Annotated in this window: 20 protein-coding genes and 1 pseudogene; 19 read left to right on the top strand and 2 right to left on the bottom strand. The window is 68.7% G+C overall.

Annotation, left to right across the window (positions count from 1 at the left end; all coding sequences use genetic code 11):
* Positions 1 to 9: 9 nt before the first annotated feature.
* From DI276_RS50215 to DI276_RS25885, 8 genes are all read left to right on the top strand, one after another.
* Positions 10 to 165, top strand: coding sequence for a DUF5994 family protein (locus DI276_RS50215; protein ID WP_157984939.1), 156 nt, complete (start codon positions 10 to 12; stop codon positions 163 to 165).
* Between the two features lie 66 nt (positions 166 to 231).
* Positions 232 to 390, top strand: a complete 159-nt coding sequence (locus DI276_RS51245; protein WP_198680899.1) for a hypothetical protein — start codon at positions 232 to 234, stop codon at positions 388 to 390.
* 22 nt (positions 391 to 412) lie between these two features.
* Positions 413 to 931: a flavodoxin domain-containing protein gene (locus tag DI276_RS25860; protein ID WP_112267852.1), complete on the top strand. Its 519-nt coding sequence runs from the start codon at positions 413 to 415 to the stop codon at positions 929 to 931.
* A gap of 182 nt (positions 932 to 1113) precedes the next feature.
* Positions 1114 to 1908 carry an HD domain-containing protein gene (locus tag DI276_RS25865; protein WP_232836917.1) on the top strand — a complete coding sequence of 265 codons (795 nt, stop codon included), beginning with the start codon at positions 1114 to 1116 and terminating at the stop codon, positions 1906 to 1908.
* A 145-nt stretch (positions 1909 to 2053) separates the two neighbouring features.
* Positions 2054 to 2320 (top strand): hypothetical protein, encoded by a 267-nt coding sequence (locus DI276_RS25870; protein ID WP_112267854.1) that lies wholly within the window; start codon positions 2054 to 2056, stop codon positions 2318 to 2320.
* On the top strand, positions 2317 to 6147 hold the full coding sequence (locus tag DI276_RS25875; protein WP_112267856.1) for a cation-translocating P-type ATPase: 3831 nt from the start codon (positions 2317 to 2319) through the stop codon (positions 6145 to 6147). The genes DI276_RS25870 and DI276_RS25875 overlap by 4 nt, the downstream gene beginning before the upstream one ends.
* A 536-nt stretch (positions 6148 to 6683) precedes the next feature.
* A complete protein-coding gene (locus tag DI276_RS25880; protein ID WP_198680900.1) occupies positions 6684 to 7238 on the top strand; it encodes an integrase core domain-containing protein in 555 nt (184 codons plus the stop codon).
* Positions 7192 to 7881 carry a helix-turn-helix domain-containing protein gene (locus DI276_RS25885; protein ID WP_198680901.1) on the top strand — a complete coding sequence of 230 codons (690 nt, stop codon included), beginning with the start codon at positions 7192 to 7194 and terminating at the stop codon, positions 7879 to 7881. Before DI276_RS25880 ends, DI276_RS25885 begins: the two co-directional genes overlap by 47 nt.
* 335 nt (positions 7882 to 8216) lie before the next feature.
* On the opposite strand, the gene DI276_RS53450 is transcribed toward DI276_RS25885, so the two are convergent.
* Positions 8217 to 8465, bottom strand: a complete 249-nt coding sequence (locus DI276_RS53450) for a hypothetical protein (RefSeq protein ID WP_112267860.1) — start codon at positions 8463 to 8465, stop codon at positions 8217 to 8219.
* 260 nt (positions 8466 to 8725) lie between these two features.
* On the opposite strand from DI276_RS53450, the gene urtA reads away from it, so the two are divergent.
* The 10 genes and pseudogenes from urtA (at position 8726) to DI276_RS25935 (ending at position 17091) form a co-directional block, all read left to right on the top strand.
* On the top strand, positions 8726 to 9979 hold the full coding sequence (urtA, locus tag DI276_RS25895) for an urea ABC transporter substrate-binding protein (protein ID WP_198680902.1): 1254 nt from the start codon (positions 8726 to 8728) through the stop codon (positions 9977 to 9979).
* A 73-nt stretch (positions 9980 to 10052) separates the two neighbouring features.
* The gene (urtB, locus tag DI276_RS25900; RefSeq protein ID WP_112267864.1) at positions 10053 to 10937 is read left to right on the top strand and encodes an urea ABC transporter permease subunit UrtB; all 885 of its coding nucleotides are present in this window, start codon (positions 10053 to 10055) and stop codon (positions 10935 to 10937) included.
* A complete protein-coding gene (urtC, locus tag DI276_RS25905) occupies positions 10934 to 12046 on the top strand; it encodes an urea ABC transporter permease subunit UrtC (RefSeq protein ID WP_112267866.1) in 1113 nt (370 codons plus the stop codon). The genes urtB and urtC overlap by 4 nt, the downstream gene beginning before the upstream one ends.
* On the top strand, positions 12043 to 12819 hold the full coding sequence (gene urtD, locus DI276_RS25910; RefSeq protein ID WP_112267869.1) for an urea ABC transporter ATP-binding protein UrtD: 777 nt from the start codon (positions 12043 to 12045) through the stop codon (positions 12817 to 12819). The genes urtC and urtD overlap by 4 nt, the downstream gene beginning before the upstream one ends.
* Positions 12820 to 13512 (top strand): urea ABC transporter ATP-binding subunit UrtE, encoded by a 693-nt coding sequence (gene urtE / locus DI276_RS25915; RefSeq protein WP_112267871.1) that lies wholly within the window; start codon positions 12820 to 12822, stop codon positions 13510 to 13512.
* Between the two features lie 19 nt (positions 13513 to 13531).
* On the top strand, positions 13532 to 14254 hold the full coding sequence (locus DI276_RS25920; protein WP_112268248.1) for a GntR family transcriptional regulator: 723 nt from the start codon (positions 13532 to 13534) through the stop codon (positions 14252 to 14254).
* A gap of 334 nt (positions 14255 to 14588) precedes the next feature.
* Positions 14589 to 14723: pseudogene (locus DI276_RS52390) on the top strand (IS982 family transposase); the annotation flags it as partial.
* A 36-nt stretch (positions 14724 to 14759) separates the two neighbouring features.
* Positions 14760 to 15866, top strand: coding sequence for a hemolysin family protein (locus DI276_RS25925; RefSeq protein WP_198680924.1), 1107 nt, complete (start codon positions 14760 to 14762; stop codon positions 15864 to 15866).
* Entirely contained in the window at positions 15851 to 16255 is a 405-nt protein-coding gene (locus tag DI276_RS25930; RefSeq protein ID WP_198680903.1) for a protein disulfide oxidoreductase, read from the top strand. Before DI276_RS25925 ends, DI276_RS25930 begins: the two co-directional genes overlap by 16 nt.
* On the top strand, positions 16252 to 17091 hold the full coding sequence (locus DI276_RS25935; RefSeq protein WP_112267874.1) for a cytochrome c biogenesis CcdA family protein: 840 nt from the start codon (positions 16252 to 16254) through the stop codon (positions 17089 to 17091). The genes DI276_RS25930 and DI276_RS25935 overlap by 4 nt, the downstream gene beginning before the upstream one ends.
* Here the strand turns inward: DI276_RS25935 and DI276_RS25940 are convergent, their stop codons facing one another.
* The gene (locus DI276_RS25940; RefSeq protein WP_112267876.1) at positions 17092 to 17322 is read right to left on the bottom strand and encodes a hypothetical protein; all 231 of its coding nucleotides are present in this window, start codon (positions 17320 to 17322) and stop codon (positions 17092 to 17094) included.
* Positions 17323 to 17659: 337 nt separating this feature from the next.
* Between DI276_RS25940 and DI276_RS25945 the strand changes: the two genes are divergently transcribed.
* The coding region (locus DI276_RS25945; RefSeq protein ID WP_198680904.1) for a DUF1996 domain-containing protein at positions 17660 to 19057 on the top strand (1398 nt) is incomplete at its 3' end.

Here is a 19057-nt window from a genome sequence, read left to right on the forward strand (position 1 = left end):
GAAGCCTCTGTGTTCGGGGACGGGGCTTGGTGGCCGCGCAGCTCGGACCTGGCCGCCGAGCTGCCGCCGCTGATCGCCGCGCTGGCCGGCCGGCTGGGGCGCGCCACGCAGGTCACCTTCAACCTGACGGCCTGGCGCGCGCAGTCACCCGTGGAGAGCAACTGACCGCACCGAACCCGCACTTCGCAACCCAAATGTCGGGACCGCGGTCCCGACGGATCGGAGAACATCATGCTGGTCCTCGTGATCGTCCTGCTGGTGCTCTGGCTCGTCATGTCCGTCATCGGGTTCGCCTTCAAAGGTCTGATGTGGCTGGCCATCATCGGAATCGTGCTGTTCCTCGGTACGGCCGTCGTCGGACTCATCCGTCGCAAGACACTCCGCCGGTGACGACGGAGAACAGGAGGACCGGATGAAGGTGCTCGTGGGATTCGCGACGGCCGCCGGATCGACCGAGAGCGTCGCGCAGCGGATCGCCGGCGTCGTACGTGGTTTCGGCCACGAAACGGAGACGTGCAACGTGGACGAGATTGCGGATGTGCACGGCTACGAGGCGTTCGTGCTCGGCAGCGCGGTGCACGATCAGGCCTGGCTGCCCAACGCGAGTGCGTTCCTGTCACAGGAACGCAATGCACTCGCCGGAAAACCGGTGTGGTTGTTCAGCGTCGGCCTGCCCGGCGCGTATCGCGGCCCGATGCGGAAGTGGGTGGCCCTGGAGGAAGCCGACATCCTGGCGGAACTGGACGACGTACGTCCGCTGGGCCATCGGCTGTTCACCGGTGTCGTCACCCCCGAGGCTTTCGACAAGGCCGGTGTCTGGATGTTCCGCGCAGCGGGCGGCAGATTCGGCGACTTCCGCGACTGGGAGTCGATCGACACCTGGGCCAAGGAGATCGGGGAAGAGCTCACCGACATCGAGACACTCGGCTGAGACGGCGGCTGCGGCTCAAGGGCTACACCGTCGCGGCACGCTATCTGGCTGCCCGGTTGGGCGCGAGGCCGCCACAGGACGGCGAGGGGCGCGCCGGGTAGGCGGTGTCGTCTCTTTCGTCACGTAGGCCCTCCGGTCGGAGAGGCCTGTAGTGGTGGGACGACGGCTGTGGAGGGTGTGAGGTGCTGACGACTGCGCCGGTAGCCGTACGGAGATGCCTGGAGGAGGACCAGATCCGGCGCCTGGAAGCGCGGCTGGTCCGGGACCACGACCTGGTGCCGCCGAGCCTGGTGCACGAATGGGTCGAGAGTGCCCGAGCGCGTTTCGCCCGTGCGACAGTGCGGGAGTTCGTGCCTCTCCTGGTGGAACGGGCGGTGCGTGCCCGCGCGAAGGATTTCCCGCGTGGGCTATCTGACCTGTCGGCGACCGGTGTGTCGGGTTGGGCGCGGAACACGGCACACCGGCTGCTCGCCGAGCGCTTGCCCCGCCGCTGGTCGCACACCGCGGGTGTCGCGCGCCGAGCCGAACAGGTGGCTCGGGTGCTGCGTGTCGAAGAGCAGGACCTTCTGGTTGCCGCGGCCTGCCTGCACGACATCGGTTACGCCGCCGAGCTCGTCGGCACGGGGCTGCATTCGCTCGACGGTGCGGAGTACCTGCTCCGGGCAGGTGTCGCTCGCCGTCTGTGCGCGCTGGTGGCGCATCACTCCGGTGCTGCTGCCGTCGCCGAGGTGCTCAGGCTCGGCGACCGGCTCGCGGTGTTCGAGGACGAATCCGGCCGGCTGCGGGACGCGCTGTGGTACTGCGACATGACGACCAGTCCGGACGGTCAGCCGATCATGGTCAACGACCGGCTCTCGGAGATCCGTGAGCGCCGCGGCCCGGATGATCCGGTCGTTCGCGCCTTGGCGATCAACGTCGACGAGCGCTTGGCCGCCGTCCGGCGCACACACCGGCTGCTGCGCCGCACGACGGAGTGAGTGGCAGAGCGGTGCAACTCGGCTCCGCTGGTTCTGGCCGCGACCGAGGTCAGGTCGGGTGTGGAACTGGCCACTCGCAGATGGGCGCCCGTGGTCGTAACGTCGATTGTCGGACCATCGTCCGCGCGGGTATTGGAGGATTCCCATGCCGACCGCCGTTCGCCCGAAGGAGACCACGCAGGCGGAGGACGAGCGTGAGCAGGTCGTGACTCACACCCTCCCGTCGCTCTTGCCATCGCCTGAGCATCTGGCGTACTTCGCGGGTCTCGGTGTGCTGGCTTTGTTCGGGCTGCTCGAGTGGCCGGTGACGGTGGCGATCGGTACCGGCGTACTGGTCGCGGAGCGCATGGCGCGCAAGGAGAAGCCGGCCACCGAGCACACCCCCGCAGAGCGCACCTCCGTCGAGCAGTGACCGGCCAGCGCCCGCTACCACACGCGCTGTTCGACCTGGGCGTCACGACTGCCGGGCTCGCTTGGGCGGCGGCGAGCAGTGTGCTGCCTGTTCCGCGGGCTTTGCAGTCGCTCGCCAGCGCTTTGTCCTTTGTGGACGCCACGCCGGTGTTGCGGGCGTCGGTCGCCGCTCGGGCGGATGGCGAGCGGGTGCTGACGGTCGGCAACGCGGTGGCGCAGGCGATGGCACAGCGTCCGCTCGGCCTGTTCGCCGACGCGCTGTGCGCCCTGAGCGAGTTCGGCGCGCAACAGGCTCAGCAGGTGGCCTGGCGGCGAGCGGGTCTTGACGTTCCGCATGAGCCATCACCAGCGGCGCCACCGGCCGGTCCGGCCGCTCGTGCGGCCAATCGCATTGCCGGGCTGGCGCTGGCCGGTGTCGCGGCGACGTTGCTGGTGTCGCGTGACCGCGGCCGGGCGGCGGCGATGCTGGCGGCAGGCACGCCGAAACCGGCGCGCTCTGGTCCGCGGATGTTCACCTCTGAACTCGCACGACACCTGGCCGGCCGTGACGTCCTGGTTCGTGATCCTGCCGGACTGCGGCTGCTCGGCCTGGTCGACACGGTGGTGATCGACACGCGGCTGCTGCACACCGGCCGGCACGCCGTCGGCGACGTGCGGCCCGTGAACGGCGCTGACGTCGGGGAGATCTGCCAACGCGCCTACGAGCTGGTTGATCCGTTGTCACCGCGGCAGGAGCGGCGCGACGGACCCTGGGCGGTGCGGGCGAAGACCGGCGGGCCGCTGCTCGAACTGTCCCGCGAGGGGACGCCGGTCGGTGTCATCGAAGTCGCCCCAGAACTCGCGCCACCGGCGGAGGCGCTGGTGGCCAGCGCACGTCGAGCGGGGCGGGTGCTGCTCACCGCAGCCGACGACCGGATCCGTTCCGTCGATGTCGTTCCTACCGAGGTAGAACTTGCCGAGATGGTGGGGGCGTTGCGCGCGGACGGACACGTGGTTGCGGTCGTGTCCGACCATGCGGTGGACGTGGCGGACATCTGTGTTGGGCTGACAGCGGACTCCGATGCTGATGTGCTGTGTCTGCGGGGTCTGGCGAGCGTGTGCGTGCTGCTCGACGCCGTCGCCTCCGCTCGGCGGGCCGAGGCTCGGGCGGCACAGCTCGCGGTGATCGGTGCCGGGTGCGGGTCGGTGCTGACGATGATCGCGCCGCGGCGTCAGGCGACCGACCGGGCCACGCTGCCGGTGAACGTGGCGACGTTGATGGCGATCGGTGCCGCAGCGTGGCTGGCCAGGCGTGCCGCGCGTCGCCCCGAACCGGCCGGGATCGACCGCACCGCGTGGCACGTCATGTCGCCGGACACCGTGCTGCGGCGACTGGGTTCGTCGTCCCAAGGCATCGACGACACGGCGGTCGCCGCGCGCCGGTCGCGCAACGGGGCGGCGCACGACCACGAGCGGGAGACGTTGCTGCACGCGGCGATCGCCGAGCTCGACAACCCGCTGACCCCGGCACTGGCCACCAGCGCCGGAGTGTCGGCCACGATCGGGTCCGTTGTGGACGCGACGCTGATCATGGGTGTGCTCGGCGCGAACGCGTTGCTCGGTGGCGCACAACGACTCCGCGCCACGAAGACCCTGAACACACTGGCCGGCTCCACCGCCGTGCGAACACTGGTGCGCCGCAACGGCCAGGTCGCCGGGATCACCGCCGAGCGGCTCGTGCCCGGCGACGTCATCGAGCTGGAGGCGGGGGACGTCGTGCCCGCCGACTGCCGTCTGCTGACCACCGAGGGACTCGAGGTCGACGAGTCCGGCCTCACGGGCGAGTCCGGCCTGGTGCACAAACAGTTCGCACCGTCACCGGCCGCGAGCGTGGCCGATCGGCGGTGCATGGCCTACCAGGGAACCGCCGTCGCGGCGGGACACGGCAGTGGGATCGTCGTCGCCACCAATGGCGACACCGAGCTCGGTCGCACGGGCAGGACCGAGGAACCCCGGTCTGGCAGGGTCGGGTCGCGGTTGACGGCGCTGGCGAAGGTGACGATCCCGCTGTCGGTCGGCGCGGGCGTCCTCCTGATGGCTACGGACCTGCTGCGCGGCCGTCAGCTCGGGCACTCGGTGGTGCGGGGTATCGGGCTCGCGGTCGCCGCGGTTCCCGAGGGCTTGCCGTTCGTCGCCACGGTGGCCGAGCTCGCCGCCGCGCGCAGGCTGTCGCGACGCGGGGCACTGGTGCGCAACCCGTCGACGATCGAGGCGCTCGGGCGTGTGAACGTGTTGTGCTTCGACAAGACCGGCACCCTGACCCAGGGCCGTCTGGCGTTGCGGCGGGTGTTCGACGGCGTCACCGAGGCCGTCGTGGACGACCTGCCCGCCGAGATGCGCGCGATCGTCGCCGCCGCCCTGCGCGCCAGTCCCCAGAGCGGGCAACGGATTCCGCACCCGACCGACCGCGCCGTGATCGACGGAGCGCAACGGCTCGGCATCAGCACCGACGACGACCGCTCCGGCTGGCATCCGGTGATCGAGCTGCCGTTCGAATCCTCCCGCGGCTACCACGCGGTGCTCGGCCGCGGCCCGCGGGACTGGACGGTGACCGTGAAGGGCGCGCCAGAAGTGCTCCTGCCGCGGTGCACGACGTGGCGCGGCGCACCACTGGACGATTCGGCCAGGACACGGCTGGACAAGGAGTTCCACCACCTGGCCGCGCGCGGCTACCGGGTGCTCGTGGTCGCCGAACGCACCGCCAGCAGCCGACGTGAACTGGACGCCACGCGCGTCGAACGGCTCGGTCTGATCGGGCTGGTCGCGATGGCGGACCCGGTGCGCCCGACTGCGCGGAACGCCGTGAACACGTTGCGCGGCGCGGGAATCGACGTCGTCATGGTCACCGGCGACCACCCCGGCACTGCCACCGCGATCGCCGAGGAGGTCGACGCGCTCGGCGACCGCGACGTGCTCACCGGCCCCGAACTCGACGCGATGACCGACGAGGAACTGGCCGACCGGCTGCCCGGCATCGCGGTCTTCGCCCGCGTCAGCCCGGCGCAGAAAGCCCGCATCGTCGCCGCGCTGCAGAAGTCCGGCAAGACCGTGGCCGTAACGGGTGACGGCGCCAACGACGCCCCGGCGATCCGGCTCGCCGAGGTCGGGCTGGCACTGGGCGAGCACGCCACCACCGCGGCACGGGAAGCCGCCGACGTGGTGATCACCGACAACCGCATCGAGACCATCACCGACGCGGTCGTCGAAGGCCGCGCCATGTGGGCATCGGTACGCGACGGACTCGCGATCCTGCTCGGCGGCAACCTCGGCGAGATCGCCTTCACCGTCGCCGCCGGCGTGCTGAGCGCGCGCGAGACGCTCAACGTACGGCAACTCCTGCTCATCAACCTGCTCACCGACGCACTGCCCGCCATGGCCGTCGCCACCCGGCCACCCGCCGACCGCACCCCGCAATCCCTGCTCGCCGAAGGCCCCGACGCCTCACTGGGTCCGGCGCTCACCCGGCAGATCACCGTGCGCGCGATCACCACCGCGGCGGCCGGACTCGTGTCGTGGCTGCTCAGCCGGATCACCGGAGCGCCATGGCAAGCGTCGACCACGGCCTTGGTGGGGGTCGTCGCCGCGCAGCTCGGCCAGACGATCGCCGTGCGCGGCCGCACACCGATCGTGCTCGCCTCCGGTGTCGTCTCGCTCGCAGCACTCGGCCTCGTCGTGCAAATGCCGTGGCTGAGCCACTTCTTCGGCTGCCGGCCGCTCTTCCCGCACCAGTGGGCGATCGCACTCACCGCGGCACTCGTGGCAACCCTGGTGGCCCGGCGCATCAACTGAGCTTCACGCAACGCTCACCCGCAAGCCACCCGCCATCACCGCGTCCACCCCTACCGTGGAACGACTTCCTCCGCACCGGTCCAGAGGTGATCTCCCATGAGCGACTTCCTCGCGGCTGTTCTGGCGAACATCGTGATGCTCCTCATCGAGAAGCTCGTCGTCGTGGTCGGACGCAAACTGGCTGCGGCCTGAGCCGCGCCGAGCCGCACGACCGCGTCGAGCCCTGTGCGTGCCGAAAGTACGTCCGCGCAGGTCAGCACGCATCGGCGTGTTACTGATCATCATCGGGCATGATCGCGGCTGTGCTGGTGCGCTTCGCCTACTTCGCCGTCTCTCACGCCTTCGCCGCGCTGTGGCTGCCGCGCATGACCGAGCGTGAGAAGGACGTCGAGATCCTCGCGTGACGCCATCAACTCGCGGTCCTGCACCGGCAACTCGGCGATCAGCGCCCACGATTGCGGCCAGAGGACAGGGCTCGCCGGACGACCATTACCTGGTCTGACTTCTTGCGTTCGCAGGCGGAGGCGGTCCTGGCGATGGATTTCGTTGAGACTGTCACGCTGACCGGGCAGCGCCAGTACATTCTCGCCGTCATCCACCACTCCAGCCGGCGTGTGTGGATAGTTGGCACCACCGCGCAGCTCAACCATGCCTGGGTCACCCAGGCGATCCGTAACTTGCTCATGGACATCGAGGACACCGGATACGTCGCGCGGATCAGGTTCCTCATTCGTGATCGTGACGGCAAGTACCCCGCACTGATCGACGAGATCCTTGTCGGCGCCGGGATCGCGACGATTCTGACCGGCGTCCGGGTGCCCCGCATGAACGCGATCATGGAACGCTGGGTCAAGACGCTGCGCGGCGAGCTCCTCGATCGCACACTGATCTGGAGCGAGGCCCATCTCCGGCACGCCCTGCGCGAGTACGAGCGGCACTACAACGGACACCGAACCCACCGATCACTCGCCGCCGCAGCACCCTTAAAGGCCCGACCGAGGCCTCTCGAACCCGATCAGATCAAACGCCTCACCGTCGATCGATGTGACCGTCTTGGGGGAGTCATCCACGAATATCACCGCGCCGCTTGAACAGCGCGGATGCAGTTTTCGGCACGCACACCTGCGGCGGCAACTCGGCGATTACCGTCCACGATTGCGGCCTGAGGACAGGGCGTTGCTCGCAGCCTTGCTTGTGCCTTTGGCCCGCGCGACGTTGCGTCGGCTCCGGCTCTTGGTCAGCCCGGACACGGTGCTGAGGTGGCATCGCGACTTAATGAAGCGCCGCCATGCCCGCTTGAGCGTGAACCGTCGGCCCGGACGCTCGCGCACTGTCGCTTCGATCCGCCGGCTCGTCCTGCGCCTGGCAACCGAGAACCCCTCGTGGGGATATCGACGCATCCACGGTGAACTTGCGCTTATCGGTGTCGCGGTCGCCGCGTCGACGGTGTGGGAGATCCTCAAGGCTGCCGGCGTTGATCCTGCCCCTCGCCGGACGACCGTCACCTGGGCTGACTTCTTGCGTTCGCAGGCGGAGGCGATCCTGGCGATGGATTTCGTCGAGACGGTCACGCTGACTGGGCAGCGCCACAAATGGTTCACCGACCACCCGATCCACGATAACGATGCCACCTGGCTGGTCTCCAACGCCTGGGGCCGGCAAACCGCCCCCACCCTCGACCGGCTCCTCGAACTCGCACCCAACCAAGACTTCAGCTACCGAGCAGCGACCTAGCCCGGGCAGTGCCACGCCACGAGAACGCCGTACTGCTGATCGATCTTCCACACTGGCGCCAACCTCGACGCGCTCGGGATCTGGGTTCCGCGGACGCACCAAGCGCCAGGACGAACGGTTCCGGCTCGCCCCCGCCCCGGCAGGTGACCTCGGCGCTCGAAGACTGCTGCGCACCCCGGTTCTCGGTGGACTCATCAACGAGTACAGATACGCCGCATGACGTGCAGCGATGACTTTTCGAGTGGCACAGGATCGGGAGCCCTGGAGCAGTTCGCACGCGCGCTTGACGTTGCCGCTACCGCTGGCGGTCTCCGTCTCGATGAACGGATACACGTTCACCGGGGCTCCTTCGCGAAGAAAGCCGTGGCCCGCTTGAGGATCTCCACATCCTCACGCGGCCGCCGGTTCTCCCGCCGCAACGCGGCCAGCTCGGCCTTCTCGTCGCTGCTCAGCCCGCCGTCCTCGCGGGGCCCGGCGTCACGCTCGGCCTGGCGGACCCACTCCCGCACAGCGGTCTCGGTCAGGTCGAAATCCTTCGCGACCTGCGCGATCGGGCAAAACCCCTGATCTCTGGTGTCGGTCAAAATGGGTCAGGCCCACACCTGGAAACGCTCCTCGCGCTCGGCGTCGACTCGTGCGGTGCTCACGACCTGATGTTTCCGCCGGATCTCGCGATCCGGGCCTGGCCGGACCGTTCGGCTACGACGTCGTAACCGCGCGCCGCCACCACCGCAACATCGCGTACCTAGCGTTGCCTCCCTGGATACAGGCCTGTATCCAGCAGCTCAGAGGCGGCTTTCGACGAGCTCCGCGCTGCCTCGGCCTTCGTGAAAGGCGCATGCGGATGAACATCTCACTAGCCCGGCGGCTGGTCGCCGTGGCAACGGTGTCGGCGATGGGACTGCTCGTCGGCTGCGGCGCTCGTGTGTCCGACGACCCGTCGACCGGTGCGGCGGGTGCCGGCTGCGTCGACACCTCGGGGTCGTCGGTCAAGATCGGTTTCCTCAACTCGCGCTCGGGCACGATGGCGATCAGCGAGAACACCGTCTACAACTCGCTGAAGCTCGCGGCTGACCAGATCAACGCCGCCGGCGGTGTCGCGGGAAAGCAGCTCGCGATCGTCGCCGAGGACGGTGCGTCCGAGCCGACGACGTTCGCGGAGAAGGCCGAGAAGCTGATCCGCGGTGACTGCGTGGCCGCGGTGTTCGGCGGCTGGACCTCGTCGTCGCGCAAGGCGATGCTGCCGGTCTTCGAGTCCAACAACGCCCTGCTGTTCTACCCGGTGCAGTACGAGGGCCTGGAGTCGTCGAAGAACATCTTCTACACCGGCGCCACCACCAACCAGCAGATCGTGCCGGCGCTCGACTACCTCAAGGAGAAGGGCGCGAAGAGCCTCTTCCTGGTGGGCAGCGACTACGTCTTCCCGCAGACCGCCAACAAGATCATCAAGGCGTACGCGAAGGCGAACGGCATCGAGGTCAAAGGCGAGGAGTACGCGCCGCTCGGGCACACCGACTTCTCCACCATCGTCTCGAAGGTCAAGGCGGCCGATGCGGACGCGGTGTTCAACACCCTCAACGGCGACTCGAACGTGGCGTTCTTCAAGGAGTACAAGAACGCGGGCCTGACGGCGGACGCGATGCCGGTGCTGTCGGTGTCGATCGCCGAGGAGGAGGTCGGCGGCATCGGCGTCGGCAACATCGTCGGCCAGCCGGTGGCGTGGAACTACTACCAGACCATCGACAGCGCGCAGAACAAGAAGTTCGTCGCCGACTTCAAGGCCGCCTACGGGCCGACGAAGGTCACCTCCGACCCGATGGAGGCCGCCTACACCTCGTTGTACCTGTGGAAGGGCATGGTCGAGAAGGCGAAGTCCTTCGCGGTGGCGGACATCCAGAAGGCCGCGGGCGGGGTCACCTTCGACGCTCCCGAAGGGAAGGTGACGGTCAACGGGGAGAACCACCACATCGCCAAGACCGCGCTCATCGGCAAGATCGGCCAGGACGGCCTGATCCACACCGACTGGACCTCGGGCAAGCCGATCGAGCCGGACCCCTACCTCAAGTCCTACCCCTGGGCCACCGGTCTGTCCGGCTGAGCATCCACACTCCGACACCGGCCGGGGACCACCCGGCCGGTGACCTGCCGGTCCGATCTCACGGAGGCATGTCGTGGAAATCCTGCTGAGCCAGCTGTTCAACGGCCTGTCGGGAGGGTCGATCCTCCTGCTGGCCGCGCTGGGCCTCGCTCTGACGTTCGGGCAGATGGGCGTCATCAACATGGCGCACGGCGAGTTCATCATGGCCGGCGCCTACACCGCGTTCGTCGTGCAGAACCTGCTCGGCGACGCCGGGTTGTCGTTGCTGGTGTCGCTGCCCGCGGCCTTCGTGGTGGGCGGCCTGCTCGGTCTCGCCCTGGAGGCGTTGCTGCTGCGACGGATGTACCACCGTCCACTTGACACGCTGCTCGTCACCTTCGGTGTTTCCCTGGTGCTGCAACAACTCGCTCGCGACGTGTTCGGCACCGCCGGCGTCGACGTCGCTGCTCCGGAGTGGCTGTCCGGTCCGGTGGAGGTCTTCGGGGTCGCGTTCCCGAAGACCCGGTTGTTCATCCTGGTGCTCGCGATCGTGGCCGTGGTCGTGCTCTCGGCGTTGCTCGCGTTCACACCGCTGGGCCGCCGGATCCGCGCCACGGTGCAGAACCGGTCGCTCGCGGAGAGCTCGGGCATCTCCACCCGGCGCACCGACCGCATCACGTTCTTCGTCGGTTCGGGGCTGGCGGGAGTCGCCGGGGTGGCGCTCACGTTGATGGGCTCGATCTCGTCGAACCTCGGCACCAACTACATCGTCGACGCCTTCCTCGTGGTCGTGGTCGGCGGGGTCGGCCAGATCAAGGGCGCGGTGATCGCGGCGTTCGTGCTCGGCGTCGCGCAGTCGTGGATCGAGTACTCCACCACCGCGTCGATCGCCAAGGTCGTGGTGCTGGCGCTCATCGTGGCGTTCCTCCAGGCACGCCCCCAGGGCATCTTCGTCGTGCGGACCCGGAGTCTCGTATGAACCTCAAGTCGTTCCTCACCAACAGGTGGGCGGTGGCGGCCGGGTTCGCCGTCGCGGCGGTCCTGCTGCTCGTCGTGGCACCGGCGCTGCTCTCGTCGTTCCGGCTCGGGTTGCTGGGCAAGTACCTCTGCTACGCCATGGTCGCGGTCGGCATCGGCCTGGCGTGGGGGCGTGGCGGGATGCTCGTGCTCGGGCAGGGCGTGTTCTTCGGGCTCGGCGCCTACATCATGGCGATGCACCTGAAACTGGCCGACGCCCCGCCGAGCACCGGCGTGCCCGACTTCATGGCGCTGATCTCCTCGGACGGAGTGCCCGTCTGGTGGGAGCCGTTCCGGTCCGGCGTGGTCACGCTCATCGCGATCGTGGTGGTGCCGACGGCGGTAGCGGTCCTCTTGGGACTCGCGACGTTCCGGCGCAGGGTGCGCGGCGCGTACTTCGCGATCCTGTCGCAGGCGCTCGCGGCGGCGTTCGCGATCCTGCTGATCGGCAACCCGCGCAGCACCGGTGGATCGACGGGTCTCAACAACTTCAAGGGGTTCTTCGGGTTCTCGCTGCGCGACCCGGCGAACCGGATGACCCTCTACGTCATCGCCGTGGTCGCCCTGCTCGCGATGGTCGCGGTGGCGCGCCAGCTGATGGTGAGTCGCTACGGCGAGCTGCTCGTGGCGTGCCGTGACGCGGAGGAACGGGTGCGGTTCCTCGGGTACGACCCGGCGGCGATCAAGACGTTCGCCTACGCCGTCGCCGCGGTGATGGCGGGGGTGGCCGGGGCGTTGTTCGTGCCGATCGTGGGCATCGTGTCGCCCAACGACGTCGGCATCGTCCCGTCGATCGGGCTGCTCATCGGTGTCGCGATCGGCGGCCGCACGACGTTGCTCGGACCGGTGCTCGGCGCGATCGCCGTGGCCTGGGCCGAGACGTCGCTGTCGGAACGCTTCCCGTCGGGCTGGACCTACGCGCAGGGCCTGCTGTTCATGCTGGTCGTGGCGTTCCTGCCAGGCGGGCTCGCGTCGCTGCGGCCGATCGTGCGCGGATGGCGGGAACGGCTGCGGCCCTCCCACACCGCCGATTCGGCTCCTGTCCCGTCGCTCTCGGGGAGCTCGCGATGAACGCCGACTACCTGGAACTGACCAACCTGACCGTGAGCTTCGACGGGTTCGTGGCGGTGGACCGCGTGAACATGTCGGTGCTGCCGGGCGACCTGCGCTTCCTCATCGGTCCCAACGGTGCGGGCAAGACCACGCTGATCGACGCGGTGTCCGGACTGGTGCCCGCCACCGGCGCGGCGCGGTGGGCGGGCGAGAACCTCGTCGGCCGCAAGGTGCACCGCATCGCCCGGCTCGGCGTGGGCCGCACGTTCCAGACCGCCACCGTGTTCGAGGAGCTCACGGTGGCGCAGAACCTCGACATCGCGGCCGGTGCGCGTCGTGGCCTGCTCACGCTGGCCCGGCGCCGTACGAGTCTGCCCGAGGTAGTCGTCAAGGCGATGGAAACGATCGGACTCACCGACCTCGCGGACGCCCTCGCCGGCACGTTGTCGCACGGTCAGAAGCAGTGGCTGGAGATCGGCATGGTGCTGGTGCAGGACGCCCGGCTGATCATGCTCGACGAGCCGGTGGCCGGTATGAGCGCCGAGGAGAAGGACGAGACGGGGCGGCTGCTGCAACGCATCGCCGCCGATCTGACCGTCGTCGTGGTCGAGCACGACATGGACTTCATGCGGGCCTTCGCCACGTCCGTGACCGTGCTGCACGCCGGGAAGGTGCTCGCGGAGGGGTCGGTCGCGCAGGTGCAGGCCGATCCGCGGGTGCAGGAGGTCTACCTCGGTCCGGGCGAGCACTCGAAGGCCGTGGCCGAGGCCGTGCTGGGGGAGGGGGCGTAGATGCTGCAACTCGTCGACGTGGAGGTCGCCTACGGGCGGACCTCCGTGGTGCACGGCGTCACCGTCGAGGTACCGGCCGGTGGTGTCACCGCGATCATGGGCCACAACGGCGCGGGCAAGACCACGCTGTTGCGGGCGGCGGTCGGCACCCTGCCCGCACGGTCCGGGCGGGTGCTCCTCGACGGAGAGGACGTCACCGCGCTCGCGCCGCACAAGCGGGTCGCGCGCGGTCTGGGGTACGTGCCGCAGGGACAGCAGTCGTTCGGGCAGATGACCACGATGGAGAACCTGCGCGTGGTCGCAGACGGGCGCCCGCGCGGCGGGGCGTTGATCGACGAGGCCCTCGACCTCTTCCCGGCGCTGCGGGGGCTGCTCGGCCGCCGCGCAGGCCTGCTCTCCGGCGGGCAGCGCCAGCAGCTCGCGATCGCCCGCGCGCTGGTCGCCCAGCCGCGGGTGCTGATCCTCGACGAACCCACCGAGGGCATCCAGCCGTCGGTGGTCGCCGAGATCGAGGAGATCATCCTCGGCCTGACCAGGCGCGGAGACCTGTCCGTGCTGCTGGTGGAACAGCATGTGGGCTTCGCGTTGTCGGCCGCGCACTCGTACTACGTGCTCGCGTCCGGCCAGGTCACCTCGTCAGGTTCCGGTGGAGAGACAGCGCTCACCGACGTTCGCGCTGCGATGGCCATCTGAGAGCAGCTACACAGTGTCCATGAACGAGATCAACGCCCATGCCCCGACCTCGCTCCGTGAGCGCGTCTACCTGGAACTGCGCGACGAGGTGCTGGGCGGGCGGATCGGTCCCACCGAACGGCTGACCGAACCACGCCTGTCCAAGCGGTTCGGGGTGTCGCGCACGCCGGTTCGCGACGCCCTGACCCGGCTCGTGGGCGACGGCCTGCTCGCCCGTGAGGAGTGGGGTTACTCGGTCGTCGTGCCGAGCATGGCCCGCGTCCGCGACATCTACGAGGTGCGCATCGCGGTCGAGCTGCGCGGGATCAGCCGCAGCATCGAGAACCCGCAGGTGCGGCACGACGTCGACGCGCTGGGCACCGAACTGGAGCACTGGTACGCGCTGAGGGCCGCCCCGCCTGAGCCGTCACCGGAGTTCGTGCTCGAGGACGAACGCTTCCACACCGCGCTGCTCGCCTCGTCCGGCAACGCCGAGCTCGTCGCGGTGCTGGCGGACGTGACCCGCCGCATCCGGCGCGTCCGCATGTACGATTTCATGATCACCGGCCGCATCGAAACCTCGATCGACGAGCACATCGAGATCGCCGAACGGGTGGCCGAGGGCCATCTGGAGACCGCGCACCGCCTGCTGCACGAGCACATCGGGGCCTCGCTGGAGATCGTCGTCGAACGGGCCACCCGCTCGCTCGCCGCGATGAACGCGCTCGCCGGCCCCACTCCCATCTACCTCGGGTCGCCCTGACGAAAGGTCCGCCGGTGTTCGACACCCGACGCCGACGCCCCGCACATGCAGGCCGCCGACCACGCCGTGCGGCTGGGGCCGACTCCTACCAGCGCGCCGATGAGGTGCTGGTGGCGAGCGGGCGGGCGCGATCCACCCTGTGGGGGTGCCAAAACTCCGCACTCATACGCTGAACTGCGGTGATCAGGTTCTGTCGTCCCGAGGGCATGATCGTGGGCGCTGCGACTGCTGCACCTCGAGATTGGATTGGGCTGATCGCGCGGAGCTGGCCGTGGTGACGCGGCGGTCACCGGTGTGGTTGCGGGAGCACCAGTTGGTGTCTCTGGCACCGTGCTGCGCCTCCCACTCCCGCTTCTACTGGGGCCTGAAGCTCTACCTGGTCACCACCCTGGAAGGCATGCCCGTCGTGTGGTGCCTGGCCGACCCCAAACTCGGTGGCCGCAGTGACGATCGTGCTGATCTTTCTCACCCTGGTCTTCGGCGAGCTGGCCCCAAGCGGCTTGCCATGCAGTACGCGCTGCGGTGGGCGTTGCTGGTGGCACGGCCACTGGACGTGTTGTCCACGATCTCGCGGCCCGCCGTGTGGGCACTGAGCGCGTCCACCAACCTGGTCGTGCGGATCTTCGGCGGCAATCCCGACGCCGAGGCCGAGCAGCTCACCGCGGAGGAACTGCGAGAGCTCGTGGCCGGCCAGCGAGGTATCAACGCGGAGCAGCGCGAGATCATCACGGGCGCGTTGGAGATTCACGAACGGCGCCTGCGCGAGGTGCTGGTGCCGCGACGGTCGGTCTTCATCCTGTCGGGTGACCTCGATGTGGCGGCTGCACGCGGTGAGCTTGCTGCATCAGGGCATTCACGCGCGCCGGTCGTACGTGACAGCCACCTTGACGATGTGGTCGGTGTGGCAAATCTCCGTGATCTGCTCGACGACGACGTGAAGCTCGTCGACGTCCTTCGTGCGCCTGTCGTGTTTCCGGATTCAGTGCGGGTGTCCGAGGCGTTGCGCCGGTTCAAGGCCGAACGTGAGCAGTTCGGGCTCGTGATGGACGAACACGGCGCGGTGGCGGGGATCGTCACGCTGGAGGACCTGCTCGAGGAGATCGTCGGCGAGATCTACGACGAGACCGACCGGGACGTGATGGCGGTGGCCAGAGCCGAGGACGGATCACTGGTGCTGCCCGGCACGTTCCCGATCCACGACCTGACGGATGTCGGTGTCGAGTTGCCGGACGCCCCGGAAGGCGGCTACTCGACGATCGCGGGTCTGGTGCTGGTGCTGCTCGGCAGGATCCCGGAGCAGCCAGGAGACGTCGTGCGGGTATCGGGCTGGACGATCGAGGTGGTGTCCATCGCGCACCACGCCATCACCTCAGTGCGGCTGCGGCGGGCCGTCAGCGGTTCGTTACAACTTGCGAGCGAGTCGTCCGGCAGGATCGGCCCATGTTCGGTATCCGAGTCATGGCAGGGGCGCTGGTTGTACTCGCTGCGCTGGCGGCGTGTGGTGGTGATCCGGCGGGTGCGCCGCAACCGGCTCCCACACCGCCGCCGGCCACGTCCCAGACAAGCGCCGCCGCACCGACAAGTGGCGCTCCCGAGGTGCCGGACCAGCTGAAGTTCACCACCAAGACCGTCGACGGCAAGGACCTCAACGGCGCTGACCTGGCCGGAAAACCGGTCGTGCTGTGGTTCTGGGCCCCGTGGTGTCCCAAGTGCCAGCGCGAAGCGCCAGGCATGGCGGCGGCCTCGAAGGAACACTCCGGGAAAGTCACTTTCCTTGGCGTCGCCGCGCAGGACAAGGTTCCCGCGATGCAGCAGTTCGTGCAGAAGTACAACCTGCAGTCGTTCCAGCACATCGCCGACGAGGACAGCGCGGTGTGGAAGCGGTTCGGCGTGACCGCCCAGCCCGCCTACGCCTTCATCGACGCTTCCGGCAAGGTCGACATCGTGACCAGCCAACTGTCCGAACAGGACCTGAAGCAGCGGCTGAGCAAGCTGGCATGACGCAAACACTGCTGGTGGCCGTGGTGGCCGGCATGGTCGCCACGGTCAACCCGTGCGGGTTCGCGATGCTGCCCGCCTACCTCGCGCTCGTCGTTTCCGGCGCGAGCGAGCAGTCCCGCACGCGGTTGCTGACCAGGGCCGTGGTCTCCAGCGCGATGATGACCCTCGGGTTCGTCACCGTGTTCGGCCTGTTCGGCCTGGCGTTCTCCGTGGTCGCCTCGTCGGTGCAGCGCTACCTGCCGTTCGTCACCGTGGCGATCGGACTCGCACTCGTCGTGCTGGGCGCCTTGCTGCTGATGGGCCGTGAGATCACTCTGTTGATCCCCAAACCCAGTAGGGGAGCGCCAAACCGGCACATCGGGTCGATGTTCGGCTACGGCGTCGCGTACGCGATCGCATCGCTGTCGTGCACCATCGGCCCGTTCCTGGCTGTCGCCGGATCGACGCTGCGCAGCGGCGACCTGGTGGAGGGTCTAACGGCGTTTCTCGCCTACGCGGTGGGCATGGGGCTGGTGGTAACGGTGCTCGCAATCGGCACCGCGCTCGCCAGCGACGTGGTGACCCGACGGGCCCGCTCGCTGCTGCCGCACGCGTCCCGGCTCGGCGGCGCCCTGCTGGTGCTCGTCGGGTTGTACGTGGCCTACTACGGCGTCTACGAACTGCGGCTGTTCCTCGGCGGGGCAGACCCGTCGGACCCGGTGGTCGACGGCGCGGGACGGCTGCAGGGCCTGCTGGTGGAGTGGTTCACCGCGATTGGGCCGGTGCCGTTCGTCGTGCTGATCCTGCTCACAGCCGGTGGAGTCCTGCTGGTCCGGCGGCGCGCTCGGGCGCGGTGATCAGCCCACGGACGCTTTCCTGGCGCCGCAGAGGTTGCCCAACCGGTGCCGGGCGAGTTGGTGCAGCATCTCGCTCAGCGCCTCGGGCACGATCTGTCCTTCCAGGTCACGTCGGGCGTCGAGCACGGTCTTCGAGACAACGGGCCGTGCCAGCACACCGCTGAACTCCGCAGCCAGCCCGTTCGTCACCTCCATGACGTGCCGGTCGGAACGCTCGACCTCGACAGTCATCCGGCTTCCTCCTCACCTGGCCTCACCTCCATCCTGCGCGCGTTGCCGCGCGCGGAACCTGACGAGTCGATGACGAATCCGTGCTGACGACAACCTTTGTGTGACCAAAAGGATCTGTTGCAGTCCGAATGGAAGCCAGCCCCATCAGGTGCGTGCGCACTTGATGGGGCCGTGTCCTATGTGCTGCATCGGTTGTCTCATCGGCCACTGTGGTCGCAGCCGGTCCCGGCGTGAGGACGGTTCTTACGTACTGCTGACGTTACGACCTGCATCCCGCCGCTGGCGCCCGCGCCTGCGTATGCCCTGTCAGACATGGCACCGACGAGGAGGAGGACGGATGACACACCGCATTGCCGAGAGGCGGAAGTTCCGCTTGGTTGCCACGCTGTCGGCGGTGGCCGTGGTGGGTGCGGGCACCGCCACCGTGGCACTGGCGGCCAGAGACGGGGAGCCCGCACCCGTGACCGCGTTCGTGCGCATCGAGGAGGTCAAGCCCAACGTCGTCGCGCCGAAGGTGCGGCAGGGCGGGGCCGGTGGTGTGTTCACTGTGGACTGCGGCGCGAACGAGAACGGCAAGTTCAGTGCGGACAACCCGGTCGCGCAGCCGGGGCTGCCGCACGGTGCGCAGCACGTCCACGACTTCGTCGGCAACCTGTCGATCAGCGCCGAGTCGACCGACGACAGCCTCGCGGACTCGGAGACCACCTGCAAGAACGGTGACAAGTCGTCCTACTTCTGGCCGGTCGTGCGGATCAACCCGAAGGCCAACCAGAACTCGTCCGGCTCCAACCCGGACAAGGTGAAGGAGGCGGGCGCACCCCACATCGCCTGCCCGTCGGTCTCCGACCGGCTGCCCGCCGTGCCGCAGCAGGCGCGCGGTGAGATCGACCGGAACCTCCAGCTGCTGGACCAGCAGCTCAAGGAAGCCAACGACCGGGTCGCGCGCAACGAGAACCCCGCCGACCCGAACTTCGTCAACAACGCGATCCTCGGGCCACTGCGCAGCAAGCGGGTGGCCGCTCTGGACCGCATGGCGATCGCGATCGGCCGCAGCGCGCCCAAGCCGAACCTGACCTCGCTCGCCGAGTGCGAGCTGTTCTTCGGCGCCGGACACGGCGGCAACGGCCAGGCCCCGCGCAAGTTCAGCGGCCAGCTGGGCGGCTCGGAGGGCCACGGCGATCACGGCCAGGCGCCGCGCAAGTTCGCCGGCCAGCCGGGCGAAAGCGCCACGCCGACCGTGAAGTGCCCCTCGGTGCGCGGTGCGCTGGGTGCTGTGCCGGACCAGGCGATCGCCGAGGTTGACCGCAACCTCGCGTTGCTGGACAAGCAGATCGCGGAAGCCAACCAGCGGATCGTGACCACCAAGGGTCAGGGCGGCCCGAACTTCATCAACAACGCCATTCTGGGGCCGTTGAAGGACAAGCGGGTCGCCACGATCGACCGGATGGCTATCGCGATCGGCCGCAACGCCCAGAAGCCGCAGGGCCTGGAGCGACTGGCGCCCTGCAAGCTCAGCAACGACAACGGTGGTGGCAACAACAACGGCGGCAACAACGACGGGAATAGCAACGGTGGTGGCAACGCGCCACTGGCGGTTCCCTCCGGCCCGAATCTGGAGCTCGTCGGCAACAACGGCAAGATCCAGCGCCCGGCCCAGGTGAAGATCGAGTACCGCGGCAACGCGACCAGCAAGGTCACCGCCATGCCGAAGTTCCTGAAGATGATCGTCGGTGAC

This window comes from Lentzea terrae (assembly GCF_003265345.1).
Classification (GTDB): Bacteria; Actinomycetota; Actinomycetes; order Mycobacteriales; family Pseudonocardiaceae; genus Lentzea; species Lentzea terrae.